Origin of the sequence: Mycobacterium sp. D16Q16, assembly GCF_002013745.1 — a bacterium.
Classification (GTDB): domain Bacteria; phylum Actinomycetota; class Actinomycetes; order Mycobacteriales; family Mycobacteriaceae; genus Mycobacterium.
Window position 1 is genome coordinate 20,560 of the sequence record NZ_MAEY01000018.1, and the last position, 22,828, is coordinate 43,387.

22 protein-coding genes are annotated in these 22,828 nt (G+C 65.2%); 9 read left to right on the forward strand and 13 right to left on the reverse strand.

Annotation, left to right across the window (positions count from 1 at the left end; translation table 11 throughout):
• The 5 genes from priA to hisD are packed head-to-tail and all read right to left on the reverse strand — an operon-like array spanning position 1 to position 4,445.
• Positions 1–732, reverse strand: coding sequence for a bifunctional 1-(5-phosphoribosyl)-5-((5-phosphoribosylamino)methylideneamino)imidazole-4-carboxamide isomerase/phosphoribosylanthranilate isomerase PriA (priA, locus tag B4394_RS17860; RefSeq protein WP_078315846.1), 732 nt, complete (start codon positions 730–732; stop codon positions 1–3).
• A complete protein-coding gene (hisH, locus tag B4394_RS17865; protein ID WP_078312047.1) occupies positions 729–1,379 on the reverse strand; it encodes an imidazole glycerol phosphate synthase subunit HisH in 651 nt (216 codons plus the stop codon). The genes priA and hisH overlap by 4 nt, the downstream gene beginning before the upstream one ends.
• The gene (gene hisB / locus B4394_RS17870) at positions 1,376–1,999 is read right to left on the reverse strand and encodes an imidazoleglycerol-phosphate dehydratase HisB (RefSeq protein ID WP_057969050.1); all 624 of its coding nucleotides are present in this window, start codon (positions 1,997–1,999) and stop codon (positions 1,376–1,378) included. The genes hisH and hisB overlap by 4 nt, the downstream gene beginning before the upstream one ends.
• The gene (locus B4394_RS17875; RefSeq protein ID WP_078312046.1) at positions 1,996–3,129 is read right to left on the reverse strand and encodes a histidinol-phosphate transaminase; all 1,134 of its coding nucleotides are present in this window, start codon (positions 3,127–3,129) and stop codon (positions 1,996–1,998) included. The genes hisB and B4394_RS17875 overlap by 4 nt, the downstream gene beginning before the upstream one ends.
• Positions 3,126–4,445, reverse strand: a complete 1,320-nt coding sequence (gene hisD, locus B4394_RS17880; protein WP_170915035.1) for a histidinol dehydrogenase — start codon at positions 4,443–4,445, stop codon at positions 3,126–3,128. Before hisD ends, B4394_RS17875 begins: the two co-directional genes overlap by 4 nt.
• A gap of 203 nt (positions 4,446–4,648) precedes the next feature.
• Between hisD and B4394_RS17885 the strand changes: the two genes are divergently transcribed.
• Positions 4,649–5,023 (forward strand): nitroreductase family deazaflavin-dependent oxidoreductase, encoded by a 375-nt coding sequence (locus tag B4394_RS17885; RefSeq protein ID WP_078315847.1) that lies wholly within the window; start codon positions 4,649–4,651, stop codon positions 5,021–5,023.
• 155 nt (positions 5,024–5,178) lie between these two features.
• On the opposite strand, the gene B4394_RS17890 is transcribed toward B4394_RS17885, so the two are convergent.
• Together B4394_RS17890 and B4394_RS17895 are read right to left on the reverse strand one after the other, a co-directional pair.
• Positions 5,179–5,847 carry a response regulator gene (locus B4394_RS17890; RefSeq protein WP_078315848.1) on the reverse strand — a complete coding sequence of 223 codons (669 nt, stop codon included), beginning with the start codon at positions 5,845–5,847 and terminating at the stop codon, positions 5,179–5,181.
• Complete coding sequence (locus B4394_RS17895) at positions 5,844–7,526, reverse strand: ATP-binding protein (protein WP_176138336.1); 1,683 nt, start codon at positions 7,524–7,526, stop codon at positions 5,844–5,846. Before B4394_RS17895 ends, B4394_RS17890 begins: the two co-directional genes overlap by 4 nt.
• 141 nt (positions 7,527–7,667) lie before the next feature.
• Here B4394_RS17895 and B4394_RS17900 point away from each other — a divergent pair, with 141 nt between their 5' ends.
• From B4394_RS17900 to B4394_RS17910, 3 genes are read left to right on the forward strand one after another with little or no spacing between them, the layout of a single operon-like run.
• Complete coding sequence (locus tag B4394_RS17900; RefSeq protein ID WP_139360280.1) at positions 7,668–8,477, forward strand: ABC transporter ATP-binding protein; 810 nt, start codon at positions 7,668–7,670, stop codon at positions 8,475–8,477.
• Positions 8,467–9,342 carry an ABC transporter permease gene (locus B4394_RS17905; RefSeq protein WP_286142109.1) on the forward strand — a complete coding sequence of 292 codons (876 nt, stop codon included), beginning with the start codon at positions 8,467–8,469 and terminating at the stop codon, positions 9,340–9,342. The genes B4394_RS17900 and B4394_RS17905 overlap by 11 nt, the downstream gene beginning before the upstream one ends.
• Positions 9,343–9,344: 2 nt before the next feature.
• Positions 9,345–10,379 (forward strand): ABC transporter substrate-binding protein, encoded by a 1,035-nt coding sequence (locus tag B4394_RS17910; RefSeq protein WP_078315855.1) that lies wholly within the window; start codon positions 9,345–9,347, stop codon positions 10,377–10,379.
• Positions 10,380–10,381: 2 nt separating this feature from the next.
• Here B4394_RS17910 and nadC read toward each other — a convergent pair whose 3' ends face one another.
• The 3 genes from nadC to nadA are packed head-to-tail and all read right to left on the reverse strand — an operon-like array spanning position 10,382 to position 13,826.
• The gene (gene nadC / locus B4394_RS17915; RefSeq protein ID WP_078312043.1) at positions 10,382–11,248 is read right to left on the reverse strand and encodes a carboxylating nicotinate-nucleotide diphosphorylase; all 867 of its coding nucleotides are present in this window, start codon (positions 11,246–11,248) and stop codon (positions 10,382–10,384) included.
• A complete protein-coding gene (locus B4394_RS17920) occupies positions 11,242–12,801 on the reverse strand; it encodes an L-aspartate oxidase (RefSeq protein WP_078315849.1) in 1,560 nt (519 codons plus the stop codon). Before B4394_RS17920 ends, nadC begins: the two co-directional genes overlap by 7 nt.
• Positions 12,798–13,826 carry a quinolinate synthase NadA gene (gene nadA / locus B4394_RS17925; protein WP_078312041.1) on the reverse strand — a complete coding sequence of 343 codons (1,029 nt, stop codon included), beginning with the start codon at positions 13,824–13,826 and terminating at the stop codon, positions 12,798–12,800. The genes B4394_RS17920 and nadA overlap by 4 nt, the downstream gene beginning before the upstream one ends.
• An 83-nt stretch (positions 13,827–13,909) precedes the next feature.
• Here nadA and B4394_RS17930 point away from each other — a divergent pair, with 83 nt between their 5' ends.
• Both B4394_RS17930 and B4394_RS17935 read left to right on the forward strand, forming a co-directional pair.
• Positions 13,910–14,629 (forward strand): NUDIX hydrolase, encoded by a 720-nt coding sequence (locus B4394_RS17930; RefSeq protein WP_078315856.1) that lies wholly within the window; start codon positions 13,910–13,912, stop codon positions 14,627–14,629.
• Between the two features lie 64 nt (positions 14,630–14,693).
• The gene (locus B4394_RS17935; protein WP_078315850.1) at positions 14,694–16,016 is read left to right on the forward strand and encodes a lipase family protein; all 1,323 of its coding nucleotides are present in this window, start codon (positions 14,694–14,696) and stop codon (positions 16,014–16,016) included.
• A gap of 6 nt (positions 16,017–16,022) precedes the next feature.
• Here B4394_RS17935 and B4394_RS17940 read toward each other — a convergent pair whose 3' ends face one another.
• Positions 16,023–16,559, reverse strand: coding sequence for a TetR/AcrR family transcriptional regulator (locus B4394_RS17940; protein WP_078312039.1), 537 nt, complete (start codon positions 16,557–16,559; stop codon positions 16,023–16,025).
• An 80-nt stretch (positions 16,560–16,639) separates the two neighbouring features.
• Here B4394_RS17940 and B4394_RS17945 point away from each other — a divergent pair, with 80 nt between their 5' ends.
• Together B4394_RS17945 and B4394_RS17950 are read left to right on the forward strand one after the other, a co-directional pair.
• Positions 16,640–17,863, forward strand: a complete 1,224-nt coding sequence (locus B4394_RS17945) for an FAD-dependent monooxygenase (RefSeq protein WP_078315851.1) — start codon at positions 16,640–16,642, stop codon at positions 17,861–17,863.
• A gap of 158 nt (positions 17,864–18,021) precedes the next feature.
• Positions 18,022–19,707: a hypothetical protein gene (locus tag B4394_RS17950; RefSeq protein WP_078315852.1), complete on the forward strand. Its 1,686-nt coding sequence runs from the start codon at positions 18,022–18,024 to the stop codon at positions 19,705–19,707.
• On the opposite strand, the gene B4394_RS17955 is transcribed toward B4394_RS17950, so the two are convergent.
• A complete protein-coding gene (locus B4394_RS17955) occupies positions 19,704–20,624 on the reverse strand; it encodes a LysR family transcriptional regulator (RefSeq protein WP_078312037.1) in 921 nt (306 codons plus the stop codon). The genes B4394_RS17950 and B4394_RS17955 overlap by 4 nt on opposite strands.
• Before the next feature lie 66 nt (positions 20,625–20,690).
• Here B4394_RS17955 and B4394_RS17960 point away from each other — a divergent pair, with 66 nt between their 5' ends.
• The gene (locus tag B4394_RS17960; protein WP_078315857.1) at positions 20,691–22,187 is read left to right on the forward strand and encodes a malate:quinone oxidoreductase; all 1,497 of its coding nucleotides are present in this window, start codon (positions 20,691–20,693) and stop codon (positions 22,185–22,187) included.
• Here the strand turns inward: B4394_RS17960 and B4394_RS17965 are convergent.
• Entirely contained in the window at positions 22,171–22,809 is a 639-nt protein-coding gene (locus B4394_RS17965) for a DUF2567 domain-containing protein (protein WP_078315853.1), read from the reverse strand. The two genes, B4394_RS17960 and B4394_RS17965, sit on opposite strands and share 17 nt — an antisense overlap.
• Positions 22,810–22,828: the final 19 nt, after the last annotated feature.

Sequence of the window (22,828 nt, forward strand, 5' to 3'; positions counted from 1 at the left end):
TCAGGAAACGGCAGCCAATGCGTCGGGCAGGGTGAAACGGCCGGCGTAAAGCGCCTTTCCGACGATCGCACCCTCGATACCGGCGCCGGTCAGTTCTGCGATGGCACGCAGGTCGTCCAGGCTCGAAACCCCGCCCGATGCGATGACGGGTGCGTTCGCGACACCCGCGACCTGTGCCAGCAGTTCGAGGTTCGGCCCGGTCAGGGTGCCATCCTTGGTGACGTCGGTAACCACGTAACGCGAGCATCCCTGCGCCCGAAGACGTTCCAGCACCTCCCAGAGGTCACCACCGTCACTGACCCAGCCACGGCCGCGCAGCCGGTGCTCGCCGTCCACAATTTGGACATCGAGCCCCACCGCGACCCGTTCACCGTGCCGGGCGATCGCCGAAGCGCACCATTCCGGGTCCTCGAGCGCGGCAGTACCGAGATTGACTCGGGCACAACCGGTTGCGAGCGCTGCCGTCAACGATTCGTCGTCCCGGATGCCGCCGGAGAGCTCCACCTTCACATCGAGCTCGCCCACCACCTGTGCCAACAACTCGCGGTTGGAACCGCGTCCGAAGGCGGCGTCCAGGTCCACCAGGTGCACCCACTCGGCACCGTCGTTCTGCCACGCCAGCGCCGCATCACGCGGTGAGCCGTAGGTGGTTTCGCTGCCCGCCTTGCCCTGCACCAGGCGTACGGCCTGGCCGTCGGCGACATCGACCGCTGGTAATAGAACGAGACTCAAGAGATTCCCTTCACCCAATTGCTCAACAACACGGCCCCCGCGTCACCACTCTTCTCCGGATGGAACTGTGTGGCCGCGAGTGCCCCATTCTCCACCGCCGCGATAAACGGCACGTGATGGGTCGCCCATGTCACCAGCGGCTTCGCGATGGGTGACTCGGCGGGCGTTTCCAGCTCCCATTTCTGCACCGCGTAGGAATGCACGAAGTAAAAGCGCGTGTCGGCATCCAGCCCGGCGAACAGGTCCGACCCGGCCGGCGCATCGACGGTGTTCCAGCCCATGTGCGGGATCACCGGTGCGTCCAGACGGCTGACCACTCCGGGCCACTGCCCGCATCCCGCGGTGTCGACACCGAATTCAATGCCGTGACTGAACAGGATCTGCATGCCGACGCAAATACCCAGCACCGGGCGGCCACCGGAGAGCCGAACGTCGATGATGCGCTCGCCGTCGATGCCGCGCAGCCCGTCCATACACGCCGCAAAGGCGCCTACCCCGGGGACGACCAGACCATCGGCATTGAGCGCCGCGTTGGCATCGGCGGTCACCGTGACGTCGGCGCCAACCCTTTCCAGCGCACGCTGCGCGGATCTGAGATTGCCCGAACCGTAGTCGAGGACAACGACTTTGGGTCCAGCACCGGTCACAGGCTGCCCTTGGTCGACGGCACACCGGTGACCCGCGGATCGGGCTCGACAGCCTGGCGCAGCGCTCTGGCCACGGCCTTGTACTGTGCCTCGGTGATGTGGTGCGGGTCGCGCCCGTACAAGGTGCGCACATGCAGCGCGATGCGCGCGTTGAGCGCCAACGACTCGAACACGTGCGCATTGATGACGGTGTGGTACGGAACCGAAGAGCCCGCGATCGTGGTGTGCAGCAGGTGGTCCGGCTCGCCGGTGTGCACACAGTACGGGCGGCCCGATACGTCCACCGCGGCGTGGGCCAGGGTTTCGTCCATCGGGATAAAGGCGTCCCCGAACCTGCGGATTCCCTTCTTGTCCCCCAGCGCCTCGGCGAGTGCCTGCCCGAGCGTGATGGCGGTGTCCTCCACCGTGTGATGCGCCTCGATCTCGGTATCACCCTTGGCGGTGATCGTGAGATCGAAACTGGCGTGCGTCCCCAGCGCGGTGAGCATGTGGTCGAAGAACGGTACCCCGGTATCGATGTGCACCTGGCCAGTGCCATCCAGATTCAGTTCCACCACGATGTCCGACTCGCGGGTGGCCCGGGCCACTCGTGCCACCCGGTTCCACGCGGATGCTGTCATGAGGGCGCACCTTTCTCTAGGTCCGTCGCGGCCAGTGTGTCGCTGACCTTCAAGAACACGTCATTCTCGCTCGCCAGCCCGATGGTGACGCGCAAATACCCCGGAATGCCGACATCCCGGATAAGAACGCCCGCATCGAGATACCGCTGCCAGCTCGCCGCCGAATCGACAAACCTGCCGAACAGCACAAAGTTCGCGTCACTGGGAACAACCCGGAATCCGCTGGCCGACAGCGCCGCCGACACCCTGATGCGTTCGGCGACCAACGTCGCGACGCTACCGAGGGTCTCCGCGCGGTGTTTCACCGCCGCGCGAGCGGCGGCCTGGGTGAGCACCGACAGGTGGTACGGCAGCCGCACCAAGAGCAGAGCGTCGATAACAGCGGGCGCCGCCACCAGGTATCCCAGCCGTCCGCCCGCGAAGGCGAAGGCCTTGCTCATAGTGCGGCTCACGATCAGCTTCGCGGGATACTCGTCCACGAGGGTGATTCCACTAGGCGCCGCCGAAAATTCGCCGTATGCCTCGTCCAGGATCACAACTCCCGGAGCCGCGTCGAGGATCTGGCGCAGGTCCTCCAACGGAACAGACTGTCCCGTCGGGTTGTTGGGGCTTGTCACGAAGACGACGTCGGGCTGGCGCTCCCTGATCGCCGCGACCGCCGTGCGGAGATCCAGCGAGAAATCCTCCGAGCGCTGAGCCTGCAGCCATTCGGTCTGGGTTCCATCGGAAATGATCGGGTGCATCGAGTAGGACGGCGTGAATCCCAGCGCGCTACGGCCCGGCCCACCGAATGCCTGCAGCAGCTGCTGCAGTATCTCGTTGGAACCGTTTGCCGCCCAGACATTCTCGGCGCCTACGGGTACACCGGTCTGCTCAGCCAAGTAGGCCGCGAGATCAGTACGCAAGGCCACCGCATCGCGGTCCGGGTAGCGATGCAGTTCCGCCGCCACCCATCGGACCGAGTCCGCCACATCGTTGATGAGACCGGCCGACGGTTCGTGCGGGTTCTCGTTGGTGTTCAGCCGCACCGGCACGGTCAGCTGCGGTGCGCCATACGGACTCTTGCCGCGCAGGCTGTCGCGCAGCGGCAGGTCCTCGAGTCGGGCCGCGCCGCCGATCAGACCGCTCATGACCGCTCGAACCTGCGACGAACCGCCTCACCGTGCGCGGGCAGATTCTCTGCGTTGGCCAGCGTGATCACGTGCCCGGACACCTCTTTGAGAGCGGCCTCGGTGTAATCCACGATGTGGATACCGCGCAGGAAGGTCTGCACGGACAGCCCACTGGAATGCCGGGCACATCCGGCGGTGGGCAGCACGTGATTGGATCCCGCGCAGTAGTCGCCGAGGCTCACCGGTGACCATGGCCCCAGGAAGATCGCACCGGCATTGCGAACGCGCGCGGCCACCGGCACCGGATCGGCCGTCTGGATTTCCAAGTGCTCGGCCGCGTAGGCATTCACAACCTTGATTCCCGCGCTGAGGTCGTCGACGAGAACGATTCCGGATTGAGCACCGGTCAGCGCCGCGGTGACGCGTTCGGCGTGCACCGTCGTCTCCAGCTGTGCGGCAGTCTCCTTCACCACGGCGTCGGCTAGCTTCTCGCTCGTGGTGACGAGCACGCTCGCTGCCAGCACATCGTGTTCGGCCTGGCTGATCAGGTCGGCGGCCACGTGTACCGGATCGGCTGTCTCATCGGCGAGGACTGCGATTTCCGTGGGGCCGGCCTCGGCATCGATGCCTACCAGCGATCGGCACAGCCGCTTGGCCGCGGTCACGTAGATATTGCCGGGCCCGGTGATCATGTCGACCGATGCGAGCTCGGCACCGTCGGTATCGGTACCACCGTGCGCCAACAGCGCGACACCCTGTGCACCACCCACCGCCCAGATCTCTTCGACGCCGAGCAGCTGTGCGGCCGCGAGAATCGTCGGGTGAGGCAGTCCACCGAACTGGGCCTGCGGTGGTGACGCGATGACGAGCGATCCCACCCCAGCGGTCTGTGCCGGGACGACGTTCATCACGACGCTCGACGGGTACACGGCGTTACCGCCCGGAACGTACAAGCCCACGCGCTCGACGGCTACCCAACGTTCGGTCACGGTGGCGCCGTCCGCAACGGTGGTCACCGTGTCCTGGCGGCGCTGATCGGCGTGCACCGCACGCGCTCGCAGAATGGCCACTTCGAGCGCGTCGCGCACCGCCGGGTCCAGCTCCGCGAGGGCGCGCTGCAGCTCGGCAGCCGGAACACGGACGGTCGCCGGGCGCACGCCATCGAACTGGGCGCTGAATTCCAGCGCGGCCTCGGCGCCGCGGTCCCTGACCGCCTCCACAACAGGCCGTACCGTCGGCAGCACGGCATCGACGTCGGTCCCGCCCCGCGGAAGGGCAGAGCGCAGATGGGACGGGGACAGGTTCGCACCACGCATGTCGATACGGCGCAGCAGCGATGAGCCGCTCGCGCGAAGAGCATCTGATGAGGTGGGTCCGTCGCTCACTCCACCATTCTCCCAGAGCTGCTCAACACCATTTACCACGCAGTCACCGGTTGTGTGTGACGCACGTCTAACTAGACTCGTCGGCAGGAAGACCGTACCGACCCACAACGATCGGATCATCGATGTCAGCAAACAATCAGCCCGGCGTGCCCATGCTTATGCCCGACTGGCTTGAGCGAGCTCAGATCAAGTTCATGAACCCATTCATGGCCCGTATCGCGCGCTTTTTACCGTCGTTCGCTACCGTTACGCACTTCGGCCGCACGTCAGGCACCAAGTACGAAACCACCGTGAACGCATTCCGCAAAGGCGATGTCATCTCCATCGGGCTGATTCACGGTAAAACCAACTGGACCAAGAACGTGATCGCCGCCGGCGGTGCCGACATCAAGCTCTTTCGCGGCAAGCAGATCCATGTGATCAACCCGCGCATCGTGGAGCAAGGCCAGGGAGATCCGGCACTGACCCGCTCGACCCGGCAAGTCAACAAGCTCGCAGGGGTCTTCGTCGCCGATATCGTGAAGTGACTCCCGTGTTGGATGCCCCGGGCTTCGATCGTCTGGTCCGGGGGCGATCGGCGATACAGCTCCAGCGGCGCGCGTGGGGCGCCCAGGTGTACGGATCGATGGGAATCGAGCGGTGAATTCGGTGCGCTCGCCCCGCAATCCGGTCTCCGGGAACGTCACGTTCCTGGAATGAGGAACTCCTGTTCGGGGCGCCCCGCCGTGCCGTAGCGCAACCGCATCTCCACATCCGAGGCACCCACCAGCGAGGCGAGATAACGTTGCGCGGTCGCGCGTGAGATCCCCACCACCACGGCAACTTCCGCCGACGACATCGGTGAGGGCGCATCCCGGATGGCCTGCAGCACGATCTGCTTGGTGGGCGACGACGGTATCGCCGAACGTGGCGCGCCCGCGCTCGGGCGTAAGGCGTCCAACGCGGCGTCTACCTCTGCGGTGCTGAGTTCGTCGCTGTGCAGGATCCTGCGGTAACGCGCGTAGGCGGTGAGCCGGGCCACCAGCGCGGCATGAGCGAACGGCTTCACCAGGTAGCTGACCGCGCCGGCGATCAGTGCCTGCCGGATTGTGTCGCCCTCGGCCGCCGCCGACAGAACCATGGCATCGCAACGCAACGCGCGCACGAAATCGACACCGGACCCGTCAGGCAGGTACACGTCGACCAGAGCGAGATCGATCGAGGCGGCGCTGACCGCGTCGTGTGCCGCAGTGATGCTGTTTACGGTTGCCACCACCGTGAAACCGGGAACGGCATCGACAATACCGGCGTGCAAGTTGGCCACCCGGAAGTCATCGTCGACTATCAGCACGTTGATCGTGGATTCATTCATTCCGGTTCCTTCCTTTCGATGTCCGCCATGACCGACGGCATCCGCGCGATGAACTCCGCACCAGCGAGCCCGGGCCCCGCACCCGCTGCCGTAGCCAGCCACACGTCGCCGCCGAGCCCCCGCGCGATCTGTCGCGCCAGCGCCAGACCGACTCCGCGGCCGCCCGGAACCGCCGCGTCCTTCTTGGTCGAGATCCCTTCTGCGAAAAGACCATCCGTCATGGATTCGGCTACCCCGTCACCACTGTCGGCCACGGTGATGTGCAGTGTTGAACCGTCCTGTACCACCCCCACCTCGACCCGCCGGCGTGGATCCGAGCCGGCCCGCGCCGCGTCGATCGCGTTATCGATCAGGTTGCCCAACACGGTGGTGACATCCACCAGATGCAGGAGGGTGCCCGATACCCAGGTGTTGTCTCCCAGCGTCAGGGTGACGCCCGCCTCTCGCGCGTTCGCGCTCTTCGCGGCGATGAAGGCCTGAAGATAGGGATCTCCCAGTGTTTCGATATCCGGGAGTGCCGCACCCAGCGGGCCGCTGCCGAGGAGCTCGTCCAGGAAATGCGCGGCCTCCTGAGCCCGGTTGGCGTGCACCAGCCCGCTCAGTAGATGCAAGCGGTTCGCGAACTCATGACGCTGCGCCCGCAGCACGGAGCTCATCGACTGCACCGCGTCCAATTGCCGAGTCAGCGATTCGACATCCGTTCGATCGCGCACGGTCAGCACCGCTCCTAGCGCGCGGCCTTCCCGACTGACCGGACGCGCCGTGATCACCACAACTCGCTCGCCCACTGTCGCCATCACCGGCACCGCGGACATATCCCGCAGTACCGACAGAACCCTTGGCGTCAAACCGATATCGCTGACCTGCCGCCCCGCCACATCGCCCAGCCCCAGCAGCCGCACAGCCTCGTCGTTGACCACGGTGGTTCTTCCGTCGACATCAACGCCCAGCACCCCCTCCCCGATGCCGTGCAGCACCGCGGCCTGTTCGCGCACCAACTCGGCCAGCTCGGCGGGCTCCAGTCCGAGCGTGAGCCCACGCCACCGGCGGGCCAACAACACCGAGCCCGCGATACCGAACAGAAATGCCGCGCCCACGATCCATCCCGCAATTCGCAGGTCGGACATCAAACGATCGCGTACCGCGGCCGTCGACACTCCCACACTCACCTCCCCCACCACGGTCGATGAATCAGGCTGCCGTACCGGAACTTTGGCTCTGACTGAGCCGCCCAACGTACCGATTTCCTCTACGACGACATCGCGTCCGGCGAGGGCGCCGGAGGGGTCGGTGCTGACGGGGTGGCCCAGTCGCTCCTGTGTGGGATGGGCCAACCGGATCCCATGCTCATCGGTGATCACCACAAACAAGGCGTCGTTGCGCACCTGCACCGCGGTCGCGATGCGTTGCAACTGCCCGTCTGAAAGCTCGTTCGTGAGACCTGAACCCGGAGTGAGCGTGCCCCGCGCGTAGTCGGTGACCCGGGCACGCACCTCTGGCATGGCCGCGACAGTGCCCGCGATCGCCAGCGCCCGCTGTCCGTACTCGGAGGAAAGCCGCCTATCGCCCACCACAGCGAGGATCGCGAACGCCAATCCCAGGGCCAGGAAAACCACCGCAACCTGCAGAAGAAGCACTTGCGTGCGCAATCGCAGCACTGTGCGCTTCCTGGAATCCATGTGCCAGAGCGTAAGCAGGCCGTGCGCAGAATGCGCAAAACTAACGAAATCCGCGATTTGCGCGGGTAGTGCGCACAAGCAGAGAACTGTGACACCCACCACTTATCTTCAGTCTCCAGCAGCTAGTGAAGGAGACGTGCAATGGCGCATCCACTCATCCAACTTCGGGGAGCAACCAAACGGTTCCCCTCGAATCGAGGCGTCGGTATCCACACCGCGGTCCGCGATCTGGATATCAACATCAACCCCGGGGAATTCGTCGCGGTTGTCGGCCCCACCGGATGCGGCAAGTCCACCACCTTGTCCTTGGTATCCGGGCTCGAACCGCCGTCCGCCGGACGTGTCCTGGTTCGCGGCGAGGATGTGAACGGCATTCCGGCAGGTATCGGATACATGTTCCAGCAGGACGCGGTGCTGCCCTGGAAGAGCGTCATTGACAACGTCGCCCTGGGTCCGATCTACCGAGGAGCGAGTAAGACCGAGGCCCACGAGAAGGCTGCCCACTGGGTGCGAACCGTCGGCCTCGCGGGATTCGAGAAGTACTACCCGCATCAGCTCTCCGGCGGTATGCGCAAGCGTGTGGCACTGGCGCAGACGCTGGTCAACGAGCCCGAGATTCTGCTCATGGACGAACCGTTCAGCGCACTCGATGTGCAGACCCGCCAGCTCATGCAGGACGAACTGCTGCGGGTGTGGTCCGGTACAGGGGCGGCGGTCATCTTTGTCACCCACGATCTGGAGGAAGCGATCGCGCTGGCGGACCGCGTCGTGGTGATGACAGCCAGCCCTGCCACCGTATGCGGGGACTTTCCGGTCACCCTGCCCCGCCCCCGCGATGTCGAGGAGGTACGGCTCACCGACGAATTCCGCACCATTTACCGCGAAATCTGGGAAACACTGCGCGATCAGGTCGAGGCCGCCCGCGCGAAGGGAGAGTCTCGTGTCGCATGATCTGTTGATTCAGCCGATTCCACCGGTCGCCGAAACCGACGAAGAGATCCTGCAACGCGCGCGCAAAAGCAAGCGCCGCACCATGACCCGAATCTGGGGGCTAAGAACCGCTCTTGTGGTGATCTGGCTGGCCTCGTGGGAGGTCGCGGCCACCGTCTGGCTGGATCCGTTTTTTTACTCGAAGCCCTCGCTGATCTGGGCACGGTTGGCCGAATGGTTCACCATCGGAACCCAATTCGGATCGATATGGCTGCAGATCTTCACCACCGTCGAAGAGGCCGTACTGGGCTTCCTGATCGGCACCGTCGCCGGAGTGACCTTGGGTGTGCTCCTCGGTCGCAGCCGTTACTGGTCGGAAGTGCTGGCCCCGTTCATCAAGGCGCTCAACGCCGTTCCGCGCATCGTGCTCGCCTCATTGTTCATCATCTGGTTCGGCCTGGGGCTCAGCTCCAAGGTCGCCACCGTGGTGGTCCTGGTGTTCTTCGCGGTGTTCTTCAACGCGTTCACCGGCGCGCGTGAGGTGGATGGGAACGTGATCAACAACGCCCGGATTCTCGGCGCCAGCCCTACCCGCATCCTCACCTCGATTGTGCTGCCCAGCGCGACAAGCTGGATCCTGTCGAGCTTGCACACCGCATTCGGGTTCGCGCTGATCGGCGCCGTCGTCGGTGAATACGCCGGTGCGAGCAAGGGTTTGGGACTATTGATCAGCAACGCCCAGGGCACGTTCGATTCCGCGGGCATCTATGCCGGAATGATCATCATCACGGTGGTGGCCCTGCTCGCCGAATGGCTCATCGGTATCGCCGAATCCCGGCTGCTCACATGGCGGCCGTCACAGTCGAGCTCGGGCCACGGGATCTAACGATGAAAAGACTCCCGCTCGCCGTCATTCTCGTCATCGCCGTCTTCCTCGGCGCCGGATGCCGTGACTCCCGGCATATCCCCATGGCCAACGGCAGACCGCAGGTCACCATCATGGTCGGCGGCCTGGAAAAGATCATCTACCTGCCGGCGATGCTCACCCAGCAGCTTGGCCACTTCGCGAACAACGACATCGATGTCACGCTGCTCAGCGAGCAGTCCGGCGCTACCGCGGAGACCGCGCTGCTCACCGGCGATGTGCAGGCGGTTGTTGGGTTCTACGACCACACCATCGACCTGCAGGCCAAGGAACAGTGCACTACCTCTGTAGTCCAGATGGCGGACGTTCCGGGTGAGGTGGAGCTGGTGTCGGCCAAGGACACCGCGACCATCGCCTCCCCCGCCGACTTCCGCGGCAAGAACCTCGGAGTCACCTCGCTGGGGTCATCCACAGACTTCCTGACACAGGCGCTGGCCGGCCAGGCCGGACTGCGGACTGCGGACTACAACCGTGTGAAGGTCGGTGCCGGCCAAACATTCATCGCCGGAATGAACCACGACGGCATCGATGCGGGCATGACCACCGATCCAACGGTGGCGCAGATGGTGAACTCGGGCCAGGCCAAGGTTCTCGTCGACCTGCGCACCGAATCCGGAACGCGCCAGGCGCTAGGCGGGCTGTACCCGTCGACCTCGCTCTACATGCGCTGTGACACCGTGAAGGCGCATCCCGACATCGTCCAAAAGCTTGTCACGTCGTTCGTCCAAACGCTGCGCTGGATCAAGCTGCATTCGCCCGCCCAGATCGCCGACAAGATGCCACCTCAATACGCGGGCGCAAACAAAGACCTCTACTTGCAGTCGATTGCCGACTCCATCGGAATGTTCAACGGAGACGGGATCATGAAATCCGATGGCGCACAGAACGCATTGCGCATCCTTGGCATGTACTCGAAGAACGTGGCACCCGTAAAGCAACGGATCGACATCAACGCGACGTACACAACGGAGTTCGCGCGGGCCGCGTTGCGCGACTGAGGTTACATATCCAAACCGATGTCGAGCACCCGGGCGGAATGCGTCAGCGCACCGACCGCAAAGTAGTCGACACCCGTCTTGGCGTACGCCGCGGCCGTTTCGAGCGTAAGTCCTCCCGAGGACTCCAGCTTGAGCTGGGGAGCCTGAGCATCGCGGCGCTGCACGGCAACCTGGGTCTGCCAGACGGGGAAGTTGTCCAGAAGTACCAGCTCGGCACCCTCGGCCATGACCTCGTCGAGCTGTTCGAGCGAGTCGACCTCGACCTCACATTCGATGTTCGGTGCCGCCGCCCGGACCGCGCGCAGCGCGGCCACCACCGAACCGGCGGCCACCACGTGATTGTCTTTGATCAGTGCGGCATCGCCAAGGCCGAGGCGGTGGTTCACGCCGCCTCCGGCACGAACCGCATACTTCTGCAGGAGTCGTAGTCCCGGCAGGGTTTTGCGGGTGTCGCGGATCTGCACGTGAGTACCGTCGACCGCGTCCACCCAGGCAGCCGTCGTGGTCGCGATGCCCGAGAGATGACACACGAGGTTCAGCATGGTGCGCTCGGCGGTCAGCAGATCGCGTGTGGGGGCGGTCACCGTGAGCAGCGCCGTCCCGGTACCGACCCGAGTGCCATCAGTGAGACGATTCTCCACGCGGTAATTCCCGGCGCCCACCACCGCGTCGAGAACGATGAGGGCGATATCAACTCCAGCGATCACACCGCCGGATCGCGTCACCATCGCGGCGGTGCATTCGGCGTCGCCGGGCACGGTGGCCTGACTCGTGAGATCGGGGCCATAGCGCAGGTCTTCTTCGAGAGCACGCTGGACCACCGAACGTGCCTCGGCGAGTTCGGTTTCCGTCAGGTTCGTGGTCAACATGGCACCCCAGACGGTAGCGCAACCTCGCATCCGTCGGCGTCCCGGCGCACCGGAAGACTGATGGCAAAATCGGGATCGGTGCCGGGCCAATCCGAGCGGGCATGGCAGCCGCGGGATTCGGTGCGCGCTGCCGCCGCGGCGACCACGGCGGCAGCGGTGAGGGTCAGCGCGGCGTCTTCCACCTCGAGCGGAGTCGATGTCGGCACCGCGGCACACGAACGCAGCTCGTCATCAAGCTTTGCGAGCCCCTCGGCATCACGCAGTACGGATGCCCAACGGCTCATCGCGGCCTGAAGCCTCCGACGGTCGAGACGCGGTTGCGCATCATGATGCTCCCCGCCCATGGCCGACCGCCCAGTCACCTGCGCGGCAGCCTCGCCCGCACGCCTGCCCACTACGAGGCCTTCCAATAAACTATTGGAAGCCAGCCGGTTTGCCCCGTGCATCCCGGTACGCGCGACCTCGCCCGCGGCGAACAAACCAGCGATCTCCGTCCGGCCATAGGGATCGGTGACGACCCCGCCACAGCTGTAATGCGCCCCCGGTACCACGGGGATGAGCTGAGCCGTCGGATCGATACCCGCCGCCGCACAGGCGGCGGTGATGGTGGGGAATCGGCCCGCGAAATTGTCGATCGTGCGCGCGTCGAGATAGACGCACTGATCTCCGGTCTCGCGCAGCCTGCGGGCGATCGCTCCGGCCACGATGTCGCGCGGCGCCAGATCGCCCATGGGATGTACTCCGGAAGTGACCGAATCCCCACGGGCGTCAACAAGAGTGGCTCCCTCGCCGCGGACCGCCTCACTGATGAGGGGCCGGCACCCGCTGGCCTGCGCGGCATGCAGCATGGTCGGATGAAACTGGATGAACTCGATATCGGCTACCGGCACACCCGCGCGCAAGGCCAGTGCGATTCCGTCTCCGGTTGAGCCCTCTGGATTGGTGGTGGCCGAATACAGATGCCCGAGGCCGCCGGTAGCCAGAATCACGGCCCCGGTACGGATCACGCCCAAGCCGTCAGCGTTTCGGACGACCACACCGCCTACGCCGTCCGGCCCGATGAGGACGTCGTGCACCACATGACTCCGACGGATATCGAGCATCGCCGCGGCGTGATCGAGTGCCCGCTGCACTTCCGCACCGGTCGCATCGCCGCCGGCATGGATTATCCGGCGGGTGCTGTGTCCGCCCTCCCGTGTCAATGCCCATTGTCCGGAATGTGTTTCGTCGAATCGGGCGCCGTCGGCCACCAGATCGCGCACCGCGCGATAACCATCCGACACGATGGAGACCACCGCATCGACATCGCACAGACCGGCCCCGGCGCTCAGCGTGTCACGGACATGAGCCTGTACCGAATCGTCCGTGTCGGGCAGTACGACCGCGATACCGCCCTGGGCGAAATGCGTCGCGGTAGAGCCGATCTTACTGAGTACCAAGACCTTTCGCCCGCGTCGATGCGCGGCGAGCGCAGCCGCCAATCCGGCGACACCCGCACCGACGACAACCACATCTGCATCAGTGCTCCAGGTGGCTCCCGCGGGCAGCGTCATTCTCCGCCGCCGGGCTGTCCGATCTCGATCATCCGCTGCACACTTCGCCGCGCCAACCGCGCGGTTTCCGGGTCCACATGCACCTCATCGCGACCCTCCACGAGGCAGCGCAGCATCGCCGCAGGGGTGATCATCTTCATGTATGTGCACGAGGCTCGGTCGTTGACCGCCAGGAAGTTCACGTCGGGCGCCGCCTTACGCAGCTGGTGCAGCATGCCGACCTCAGTGGCCACCAGCACCTCCCGCGCGCGCGTTTCGCGAGCCGCGTCGAGCATTCCGCCCGTCGAGAGGATCTTCACCCGATCGTCGGGCACAGCACCCTCGCCGGCGAGGTACAGAGCCGATGTCGCGCACCCGCATTCGGGGTGCACGAACAGCTCGGCATCCGGGTGTGAACGTGCCTGCCCGGCAAGTTCCTCACCGTTGATTCCGGCGTGCACGTGGCACTCGCCCGCCCAGATCTGCAGATTCTGGCGACCCGTCACCCGCTTGACGTGTGCGCCGAGGAACTGATCCGGGCAAAACAGCACCTCACGGTCCGGGTCGATCGACGCGACGACGTCGACGGCATTCGAGGAGGTGCAGCAGATGTCGGTGAGCGCCTTCACGGCCGCGGTGGTGTTGACGTACGAGACCACGACCGCGTCGGGAAATTCGGCCTTCCATTCCCGCAGATCGTCGGCGGTAATGGAATCGGCGAGCGAGCATCCGGCGCGCTGATCCGGGATGAGCACCGTCTTGTCCGGACTGAGGATCTTGGCCGTCTCGGCCATGAAATGAACACCGCAGAACACGATGGTGTCCTCGGGCGCCTCGGCGGCAATGCGCGAGAGCGCCAGCGAGTCGCCAACGTGGTCCGCCACGTCCTGGATCGCCGGAAGCTGATAGTTATGCGCGAGCAGTGTGGCGCCGCGCTGATCGGCCAACCGGCGCACCTGCTCGGCCCAACGGGCGTCGCCCTCCACACCGGTGTACCCACCGGGGCCGTCGATCACGCCGTCAAGTAACACGTCAGCTGCCGTCATGGCCGCCTCCTCGCGCCCTCGGGTCTCGGTCGGCTTTCGGGCTGCGTTTGGCCAACCGAGGTTTTCGACTTATGATCGAAAACATGGTCCATACTAGCACCGAGCACGAGGTGTTAGCCGTGGTGTTCCAAGTGCGTCACTTCAGCGACACCACAACCAGCACTAATAGCCCTGCGCGCGCGCCTGAGCTCGCCGTGCTGCTGTGGCAGCGCGCACTCGAACCGCACCACGGCGCGTGGGCTCTCCCCGGTGGCCAAGTCCGGGCCGACGAGGACCTCCCCTCCTCCATCCGCCGGCAGCTCGCCGAGAAGGTGGACGTGCGTGAGTTGGCACACCTTGAACAGCTGGCCGTATTTTCCGCGCCGAACCGCGTACCTGGCCCACGCACCATCGCCTCGACGTTTCTCGGGCTCGTCCCCTTCCCCGCCACCCCCGAGCTGCCCGCCGACACCCAGTGGCACCGCGTGAGCGACCTACCCGCGATGGCCTTCGATCACCACGTGATGGTCGCGCACGCACACACCCGCCTGGTTGCCAAGATGTCCTACACAAACATCGGATTTGCTTTGGCACCACAGCAATTCACACTCTCAACGCTCCGTGACATCTACTGCGCGACGCTGGGATATCCCGTCGACGCCACCAACCTGCAACGTGTGCTGGTGCGGCGCGGAGTGCTCACACCGACCGGGACCACCGTGCGATCCGGCCGCAGCGGTGGCCGACCCGCGGCGCTCTACCGATTCACCGACGACCGGTACCGGGTCACCGACGAGTTTGCCGCACTGCGCCCTCCGGGATGAGAGGACTAGCCTCTTAGAGTCTCCTTAGGGTATGAATGCCGGGGACCTTGAAGGGAGCGCAGGCATGGCACCCCACGACCTGGCTATATCCGATGACGTCAAGTGGATCGGCGAACCGGCTCATCAGGACATTGAGCGCGGCGCTCGCCCGCTGCTGCCCACCGAGGATCCGTTCTACCTCCCGCCTCTCGGCTTCGAACACGCCGCGCCGGGCACCGTACTGCGCACCCGGGATGTCGAAATGGCGTTCCTGGGCGTGATCCCCCAGCGTTTTACCGCGACACAGCTGCTGTACCGCAGCAATGACCTCCATCAGCGCGCCGACGCCGCGGTCACCACGGTGCTCACGCCCACCGGCACCGACCCGGCGGCAGCGGTTCCGATCGTGTCGTATCAATGCGCCATCGACGCCGTCACGGATCGCTGCTTTCCCTCATACGCCCTGCGGCGGGGCGCACACGCGCTCGGCTCCTTCGCGCAGTTCGAACTGCTGCTGATCGCGGCGCTCCTTGCCCAGGGCTGGGCCGTGTCCATACCCGATCACGAAGGCGTCGACGGAATCTGGGGAGCCCCGGAGGAGCCGGGATACCGGACGCTCGACGGACTTCGGGCAGCCCTGAACTGCGACAGGCTGGGACTGTCGCGGCATGCGCCTATCGGGCTATGGGGTTACTCCGGCGGAGGTCTCGCCACCGCGTGGACGGCGGAGGTCAGCGCGGACTACGCACCCGAGCTCACCATCGCCGGCGCGGTGCTCGGATCCCCCGTGGGCGACCTGGGACACACCTTCCGGCGACTCAACGGCGGACTGTTCGCCGCCCTGCCCGGCCTGGTTGTTGCCGCCCTATCGCATGTGTACCCCGGCCTTGAGCGCGTCATCGAGGAGCACGCGACACCCCAGGGCAAGGAATTTCTGGGACGGCTCGAAGACATGCCGACCTTGCGCGCCATTGTCGCCATGGCCTTCAAGGACATGGATGATCTGGTGGACCAGCCACTGGACCAACTCCTCGAGACACCAGAGGTGCAGCACGTCTTCGACAGCATCAAACTCGGCAAGACGGTCCCCACCCCGCCCGTCCTGATCGTTCAGGCCGTGCACGACCAGATCATCTCGACCTCATGCATCGACGAACTGGCCGACAACTACCGCGGCGGTGGCGCCCATGTCACCTATCACCGCGATCTGCTCAACGAGCACCTGCTGCTGCATCCCATGTCCGCACCGATGTCGATGGCATGGCTGGGCGCACGTTTCAGCGGCCAGGCACTGCCGACGGCGCCGCGCCGTACGAGCTGGCCGCTGGCGTTCAAGCCCTCGACCTATCTCGGACTGCTCAAGCTCGGCTGGGTGAGCGCCAAGGTCGTGGGCGGACGTCCCCTCTAAGGACGCTCAGCTGTTCAGCGCGGCGATGGCGGCGTCCACCGCAGCCCTTTTTACCTGTCGATGCGACCGATCCGCGTATTCGATGGTGCAGTCCGACAAGCCGCCCAGGGCCACGGTTGCCCGGATCATCTGCACCCCTGACGGTTTCGCGCCCGCGAGCAAAGCGATCAGCTTGCGCCGCCATTCGATCATCCATTCACCCAGCTCGAACTGCCCCATGGTGGCCAGATCGCGCACGATGATCCCCATGACAACGCGGTGCGACCACAACACGTCGAAGTAGTCCTCGAGTAGTTGGCGGGTATCCCGAGAGCCGCTGGTAGCCAGAAACGCCTCCAGATCGTCCACCATCGGCTGCACGATGCTGCGCACCAGATCATCTCGCGACGAAAAATGGTAGTAGAGAGCGGGCTTCGTGATCTCCAGCTGGGCGGCGATGTCCTGCAGGCTGGTATTGCGCAGCCCATGTTCGGCGAAGAGATCCCGTGCTACCGCCTGGATGCGCTCCCTGGTGTTCGTCGCGCCGGGCGCCTCGGTGGCCATCGCCCGATAGTAGTCCCTGACTTTCCGGTCGGTAAGCAGTAAGCTCAATCTACTTACCGACCGTTAAGTAAGGAGATGGCATGCGAGTGCTCGTTTCGGGGGCAAGTGTCGCGGGCCCCACACTGGCCTACTGGCTCGCGCGCTATGGATTTGACGTCACGGTGGTCGAACGCTCCCCGGCTCCGCGCAAATCGGGGGGTCATGCCGTCGACCTGTTCAAGCCCGCGATGGACATCGTCGAGAAGATGGGGGTTCTCGACGAGATCGAGGCGCACAAGGTGGGCACCGACCTCCTATCGATCCGCCGCGAGGGCAAGCCCGGCCTGGTGGACCTCCCGGAGGCGCTGATCTTCTCGGCCGTGTCGCAGCGCCATGTCGAGATCATGCGCGACGATCTCAGCGAGATCCTCTATGACGCCAGCTCCCCCACCGCGGAGTACATCTTCGGAGACTCCATCACGGCGCTCACCGAAGACGACACGGGGGTGCATGCGACCTTCGAGCATGGCTCCGAGCGCCGGTTCGACCTCGTTGTCGGCGCCGATGGCTTGCACTCGAATGTTCGTGGGCTGGTGTTCGGTCCCGAGTCTGGCTATTCACACTGGCTGGGCGAGTACCTCGCGGTCGCATCGATACCCAACTACCTCGATCTGGCCGACCGCGCGGTGATGTTCCCGAGGGTCGACCGAATGGCCGGCATGTACAGCGCCGCTCAGCTCCCGGATGCGCGGGCGTTCTTCCTTTTCCGTACTCCCGAGCCACTGGACTATCACCACCGCGACATACCACGGCAAAAAGAACTCTTGCGGGACGTATACGCCGACTTCGGCTGGGAGGTGCCCCGCATGCTCGCGGAGGTCGACGCGACCGACACCTTCTACATGGACTCCATTACCCAGCTGCGGATGACCACCTGGTCGAAGGGCCGCATCACGCTCGTCGGTGACGCCGGATACTGCCCCGGCCCGGCCGTGGGCGGAAGTACCAGCCTCGCCGTCGTGGGGGCGTACGTGCTCGCCGGGGAAATCGCGACCGCCGCAGGTGATCACACCCGCGCCTACCGCGCCTGCGAAGCGGCCCTGGGCGAGTACGTGCGCCGCAGCCGCAGCCTGGCTCTCACCGCGTCGGACACTCTGGTGCCCAAGAGCCGTGTCGGTTTGTGGACTCTTGTTCACGGCGCACGAATCCTTGGCTATTTGCCATCACCACTGGCTCGCGTTGTCTCCCGGATGGTCGCGGCGCGCGCACTCAATATCCACGACACCTTCGCCATCCGCGACTACCAGGGACTCGTCTGCCCCTAACTCATTAGCCAGGGTCCGGATCGGAAAGCGCGAGAACGTCTTTGGAGACGACGATTGCCGCGTTGCTGGACGGCACCGCCTCGTTGGAGTGGCCCGTTCACGCGTGAGCACCCCGTACGCTGACGTCCGGGTCGCTTCGAATCAGACAGAGGAGTGAGATGGACCGAACCGTCAGTCCCTTGTTCAAGACGGGTATGGCCGCTATCACCGCGACCGCCTTGGTCGTCGCTCCTACGGTGGTTCCGCGCACACCGCAGGCCCTCTCATTACCCGATATCCGAACTGCCTCAGTTCGCCTGAGCTCGTTCGCATTCACGCCAGCGGCCAGCAACGCTCCGCTGAGCACGTTGCCTGCATTGAAGTTCCCGCTGCCAGCGGCGGCACCGGGGGCGTCGAGCGTAACGCTCAGTCCGCTTCGAATCGCGCCGATCGCCCGCCCCGGTCTCTCCGTGCAGCCGCGCTCGGCAACCGCCGAACCCCTCGCACCCACCGCCGCGCCGTCTCGGTCCAGCGCTCCCGCTGCGGCGGCCGCCGGACCCGCCGCGGCGAACTCCATCACCAACGGCATCGACCAGGCCTACCAATTCATCCAGTACTGGGTGGATTACGGCGTGGACCTCGCGCAGTGGGGCGCCGGATTCGTTCCCGTGATCGGCGGACTTGTCAGCGCGCAGATCGGCATCGTCTACGACAATCTCATTCGTCCGATAGCCAACAGCTTTGTCTACAACCTCGTCGACCCAATCATCAACGACCCCAGCTTCTCCAACATCGTCAACTCCTTCGGGCGATTCGGCGGCGACATTGTCAACTCCGTCATCAATTTCGCCTGGGCAGAAGCACGCTACTTCCTGCCGCCGTTGCCTCCCCTTCCTGGCGTGGCCCTACTAGCGGCGCCGGATGCCACCGGCGCGCTACCCACCTCCGCCCACGAGGCATTGGCGCCCCTCACCAAGGCGTTCAAGGATGCGGAAGCACACTTCGCGGAGGCACTGGGCCTGACGAAAGTCGATCAGAAGCTGACGAGCCTCGAAAAGACCGGCACCGCAGTGGAAACCACCGCGGGTACCGCGAAGGAGACCGTCCCGGGCACCGCTGTCGATACCCGGGAAACCAAGGACGCCAAGGGTCCTCAGGTACCGGGTCCGCAGGAAACTGCCGAGAGCACGACGCCCGCCAAGGACAACGCCGTCGTCGACAAGGAAAAGAAGACCGACGCGAAGGCCGCGACTGATACCCAGGAGACCGCGACGGCAGGCAGCAAGGAATCGCCCAGGGATTCTCTCAAAGATTCCGTACCCATCGGTACGGTGACCGACACTCAGGGAACTTCTGGCGAAGCAGCCAAGGAGACCACGCAGGCGAAAGACACCGAGAGTCTCAAGGATTCGGCGAAGAACGACAAGTCGCCCACCGCGGCGACGACCAAGGATCAGGCGGACAAGCCGGTCAAGCAGAAGGTTCCCACGGCGAGCACCACCGAACACGGCACCATTAGCGCACAAGGCACCGTCCGCGGTCCCATTTCGCAGTCGACCACCGGACAAGCGGGGGCGTCCACGTCGGGCGCCAAGAGCCCAGACAACAAGACATCCGCTACCACGTCGACGGACGCCAAGGCCCCCGATACCAAGACAAAGGCTGCGGAGACTCAAGCGTCGGGCACCAAGGGTTCGGAGACGAAGACCTCCGGCACGAAGTCATCCGAATCCCAGAGTTCCGGATCCAAGTCGCCGAGCGCCTCTTCGACACACGACTCAACGAGCAAGTCCTCGGGATCGGGGAACGGCCCGTCGTCATCCGGCGGCGGGAATTCGAAATCGGGCGGCGGCAGCCACGATTAGGCGTCGCGCGTCTCGCCACTGTTGACAGCGGTCGGCGAGAAGTGCTGGAGCAAGAAATCGTTGAGGCGACGGGTGGGCGCCGCGCGGGTCGTGGTGCCCCAGGCGAGGGCAATGGAACGGTGGTGGCCTCTGCCCGCGAGCGGAATTTCGCGGATACCGGGCGGCCTGCGGTCATCATGAGGCAGGAGCGCGATGCCAAGACCGCGGCTGATGAGTTCGCGGATCGTGCCGAACTCGGTGACTTCAATGGCGATGTTTGGGCTGTATCCCGCTTCGCGGCACCACGTCTCGGTGAGCTGCCGGAGGTTGTAGCTGGGCGGGTTGGCGATGAACGTCTCGCCGGCCAGCTCGTCCAGATGTAGTTCGGCCGCCGCGGCGAGCCGGTGGTGCGCGGGTACTGCGACCTGAATCTGTTGGATACCGATCGTGGTGTGGTGCAGGCGCTCTGGCGCTGGGATTACGACAGCGAGGTCGAGATGGCCGGTCATCAGCTCGGCGCCCAGTTGGGATCCGTGCGCCTGCTTGAGGAGCACCCGGATGCCCGGATTCCGATGCCGGAAGGCGGCGAGCAGATCTGGGATATGGCCCGAGCCCATGGTGAGCGGGAATCCGAAACGCACCGTGCCGTGCTCTGGGTCCGCGTCGCCGGTGAGCTCGGCGAGTGTGCGATCGAGCTCGGCGAGAGGTTCACGCGCGCGGGCAGCCAGTCGTCGCGCCTCAGGAGTCAGCCGCACCGTCCTGCCGTCGTGAATGAGCAGTGGCACCCCGAGCGCCGACTGCAGCGCGTGAATCCGCCGACTCATCGATGACTGTGGAATGTCCAGCGCAAGAGCGGCCTGCGTCATGTGCCCGTCGTGGGCGGACAGTTCCACCAGCGCCCGCAGTTGGGGAGCCAGCTGGGATGTCCATCGATCCATTATCGGATGATACTCCCGCAATCATTCATTGGACGGAATGAATGATTGCGGCGGATGGTGGACGATATGAGCACATTCTCGAAGACGCCAGGCCCCTCTCCTGACGATGCCGACGTGGTGTTGATCGGCGGCGGCATCATGTCCGCCACCTTGGGTTCGATGCTGTCGGTGCTGGAACCCGAGTGGCGAATTGTGCTGCTGGAGAGGGCCGATGCGCTCGCCACCGAGAGCAGCGATGCGTGGAACAACGCCGGTACCGGGCACAGCGGATTCTGCGAGCTCAACTACATGCCAGACCCCGGGGACGCCACGAAGCCCGCGGCGATAGCTCGCCAGTTCCACCTGAGCCGTCAGTGGTGGTCCTACCTCGCCGACAAGGGGCTGCTGCAACCCGATGCGTTCATTCACGCCGCCGCGCACATGGATGTCGTGTTCGGTCAGCGCGATGTCGACTATCTACGGCGTCGCTACGACACGCTGTCCACAGAGCCGATGTTCGCCGGAATGCGGTTCAGCGATGCCCCGGGCACCATCGAGTGCTGGGCGCCGCTGGTGATGCGCGGCCGCACGCCCGATGAGCCCGTCGCCGCTACCCTGCACCCTGACGGAACAGATATCGACTTCGGCGCCCTCACTCATGCGCTGACGCGCATCGTCACCGAGCGCGGCGGTCAGGTCCGCCTCGGCCATGAGGTGCACGCACTCAACCGGACCAGCGACGGATCATGGGTAGTGCGCGGGACAAATCCTCAGGGCCACTTCACCATACGAGCGCGCAGCGTGTTCGTCGGCGCCGGCGGGCACGCACTGCGGCTGCTGCAACGGGCGCACCTCCCCGAGGTGCGTGGTTACGCCGTCCTGCCCGTCGGCGCCGCCTTCTTGCGCTGCGAGGATCCCGGCGTGGCCGATCAGCACGCGACCAAGGTGTATGGCCAAGCGCCCGTGGGTGCGCCACCGATGTCGGTACCGCACTTGGACAAACGCCTGGTTCGCGGCCGGCCGTACCTGATGTTCGGACCGTATGCGACCTTCAGCACCAAGCTGCTCAAACACGGCCGATGGGTGGACTTCTTCACCACGGTGCGGTGGCACAACGTACACGTGATCGCGGCCGCGCTCATCCAGAACCTCGCGCTCATCAGATACCTGATCGGCCAGGTAATAGCGGGTCCGCGACAACGCTTTTCACAGCTGCGCCGGTACTACCCCGCCGCCAGGCCCGGCGATTGGGAACTTGTCCCCGCGGGTCAACGGGCGCAGCTCATTACGCCCGACCCTCGACGCGTGGGCGTGCTTCAGCAAGGCACCGAACTCGTGATCAGTGCCGACGGCACCATCGCGGGGCTACTCGGCGCCTCCCCGGGCGCGTCCACCGCAGTCCCGATCATGCTCGACGCCCTCCAACGCTGCTTTCCCGAGCGATGGCACACCTCGTGGCAGACAACGATGGTCGGCGCGATTCCCGGCGCCGGGAACGTCAGCTGGGATCACGCGGCGGTGGCGAGCTCCGTGCGGGTGACCGCGTGCTCGCTGGGGCTCGAGGAGGCTACGCCGTCGAACTAGCGCCTTCCACAGGCGGAACGGTCGCGGGCGCCCGGTAGACGGGGACCTTCACCGGCGGCCAGGCATCGAGATCATCACGGGCACAGGCGACTACACAGAACATGTACGTGACCGCCGCCAGACACGGCGCCAGCGCAAGCGTGACCGCGATCTGGGCCGGCGTGTGACCGTAGAACACCGCGGGCGCCTCCACGACATACTTGATGCGATGCCCCTCATCGAGCTGGGCACCCGCGATATCCAGTACGCCATAACGGATCCGGACCAGTACCGCTCCGACAGCCGCCGCTATTGCCGAACCCGCCAGGGCACCTAAGGTGAGCGCGCCCACCATCATCGGGCCACGGTGCGACCGCCATTGCCAGGCTGCGGCAGACACGATCACCGCAACCACCGTGACCATCCCGATCAGCATGGTGGTCGCGATGAAGTAGTTGTCGGCCTCATTACCCAGGTGCACAAACACCCGGCCGTTATCGCGCGTATCGGCGATGGCTCCGTGCACACCCGGCGCGATGACGCCCCACAACGCTCCCACCAACGCCCCGGCGGCAGCGAGCCCGCCAAGCACGATCGCGGCCGCGCGAAGATGGGAAAAGCGCGGCGGTGCAACCTGATCCACGACATCCGAGGTCGCGCTG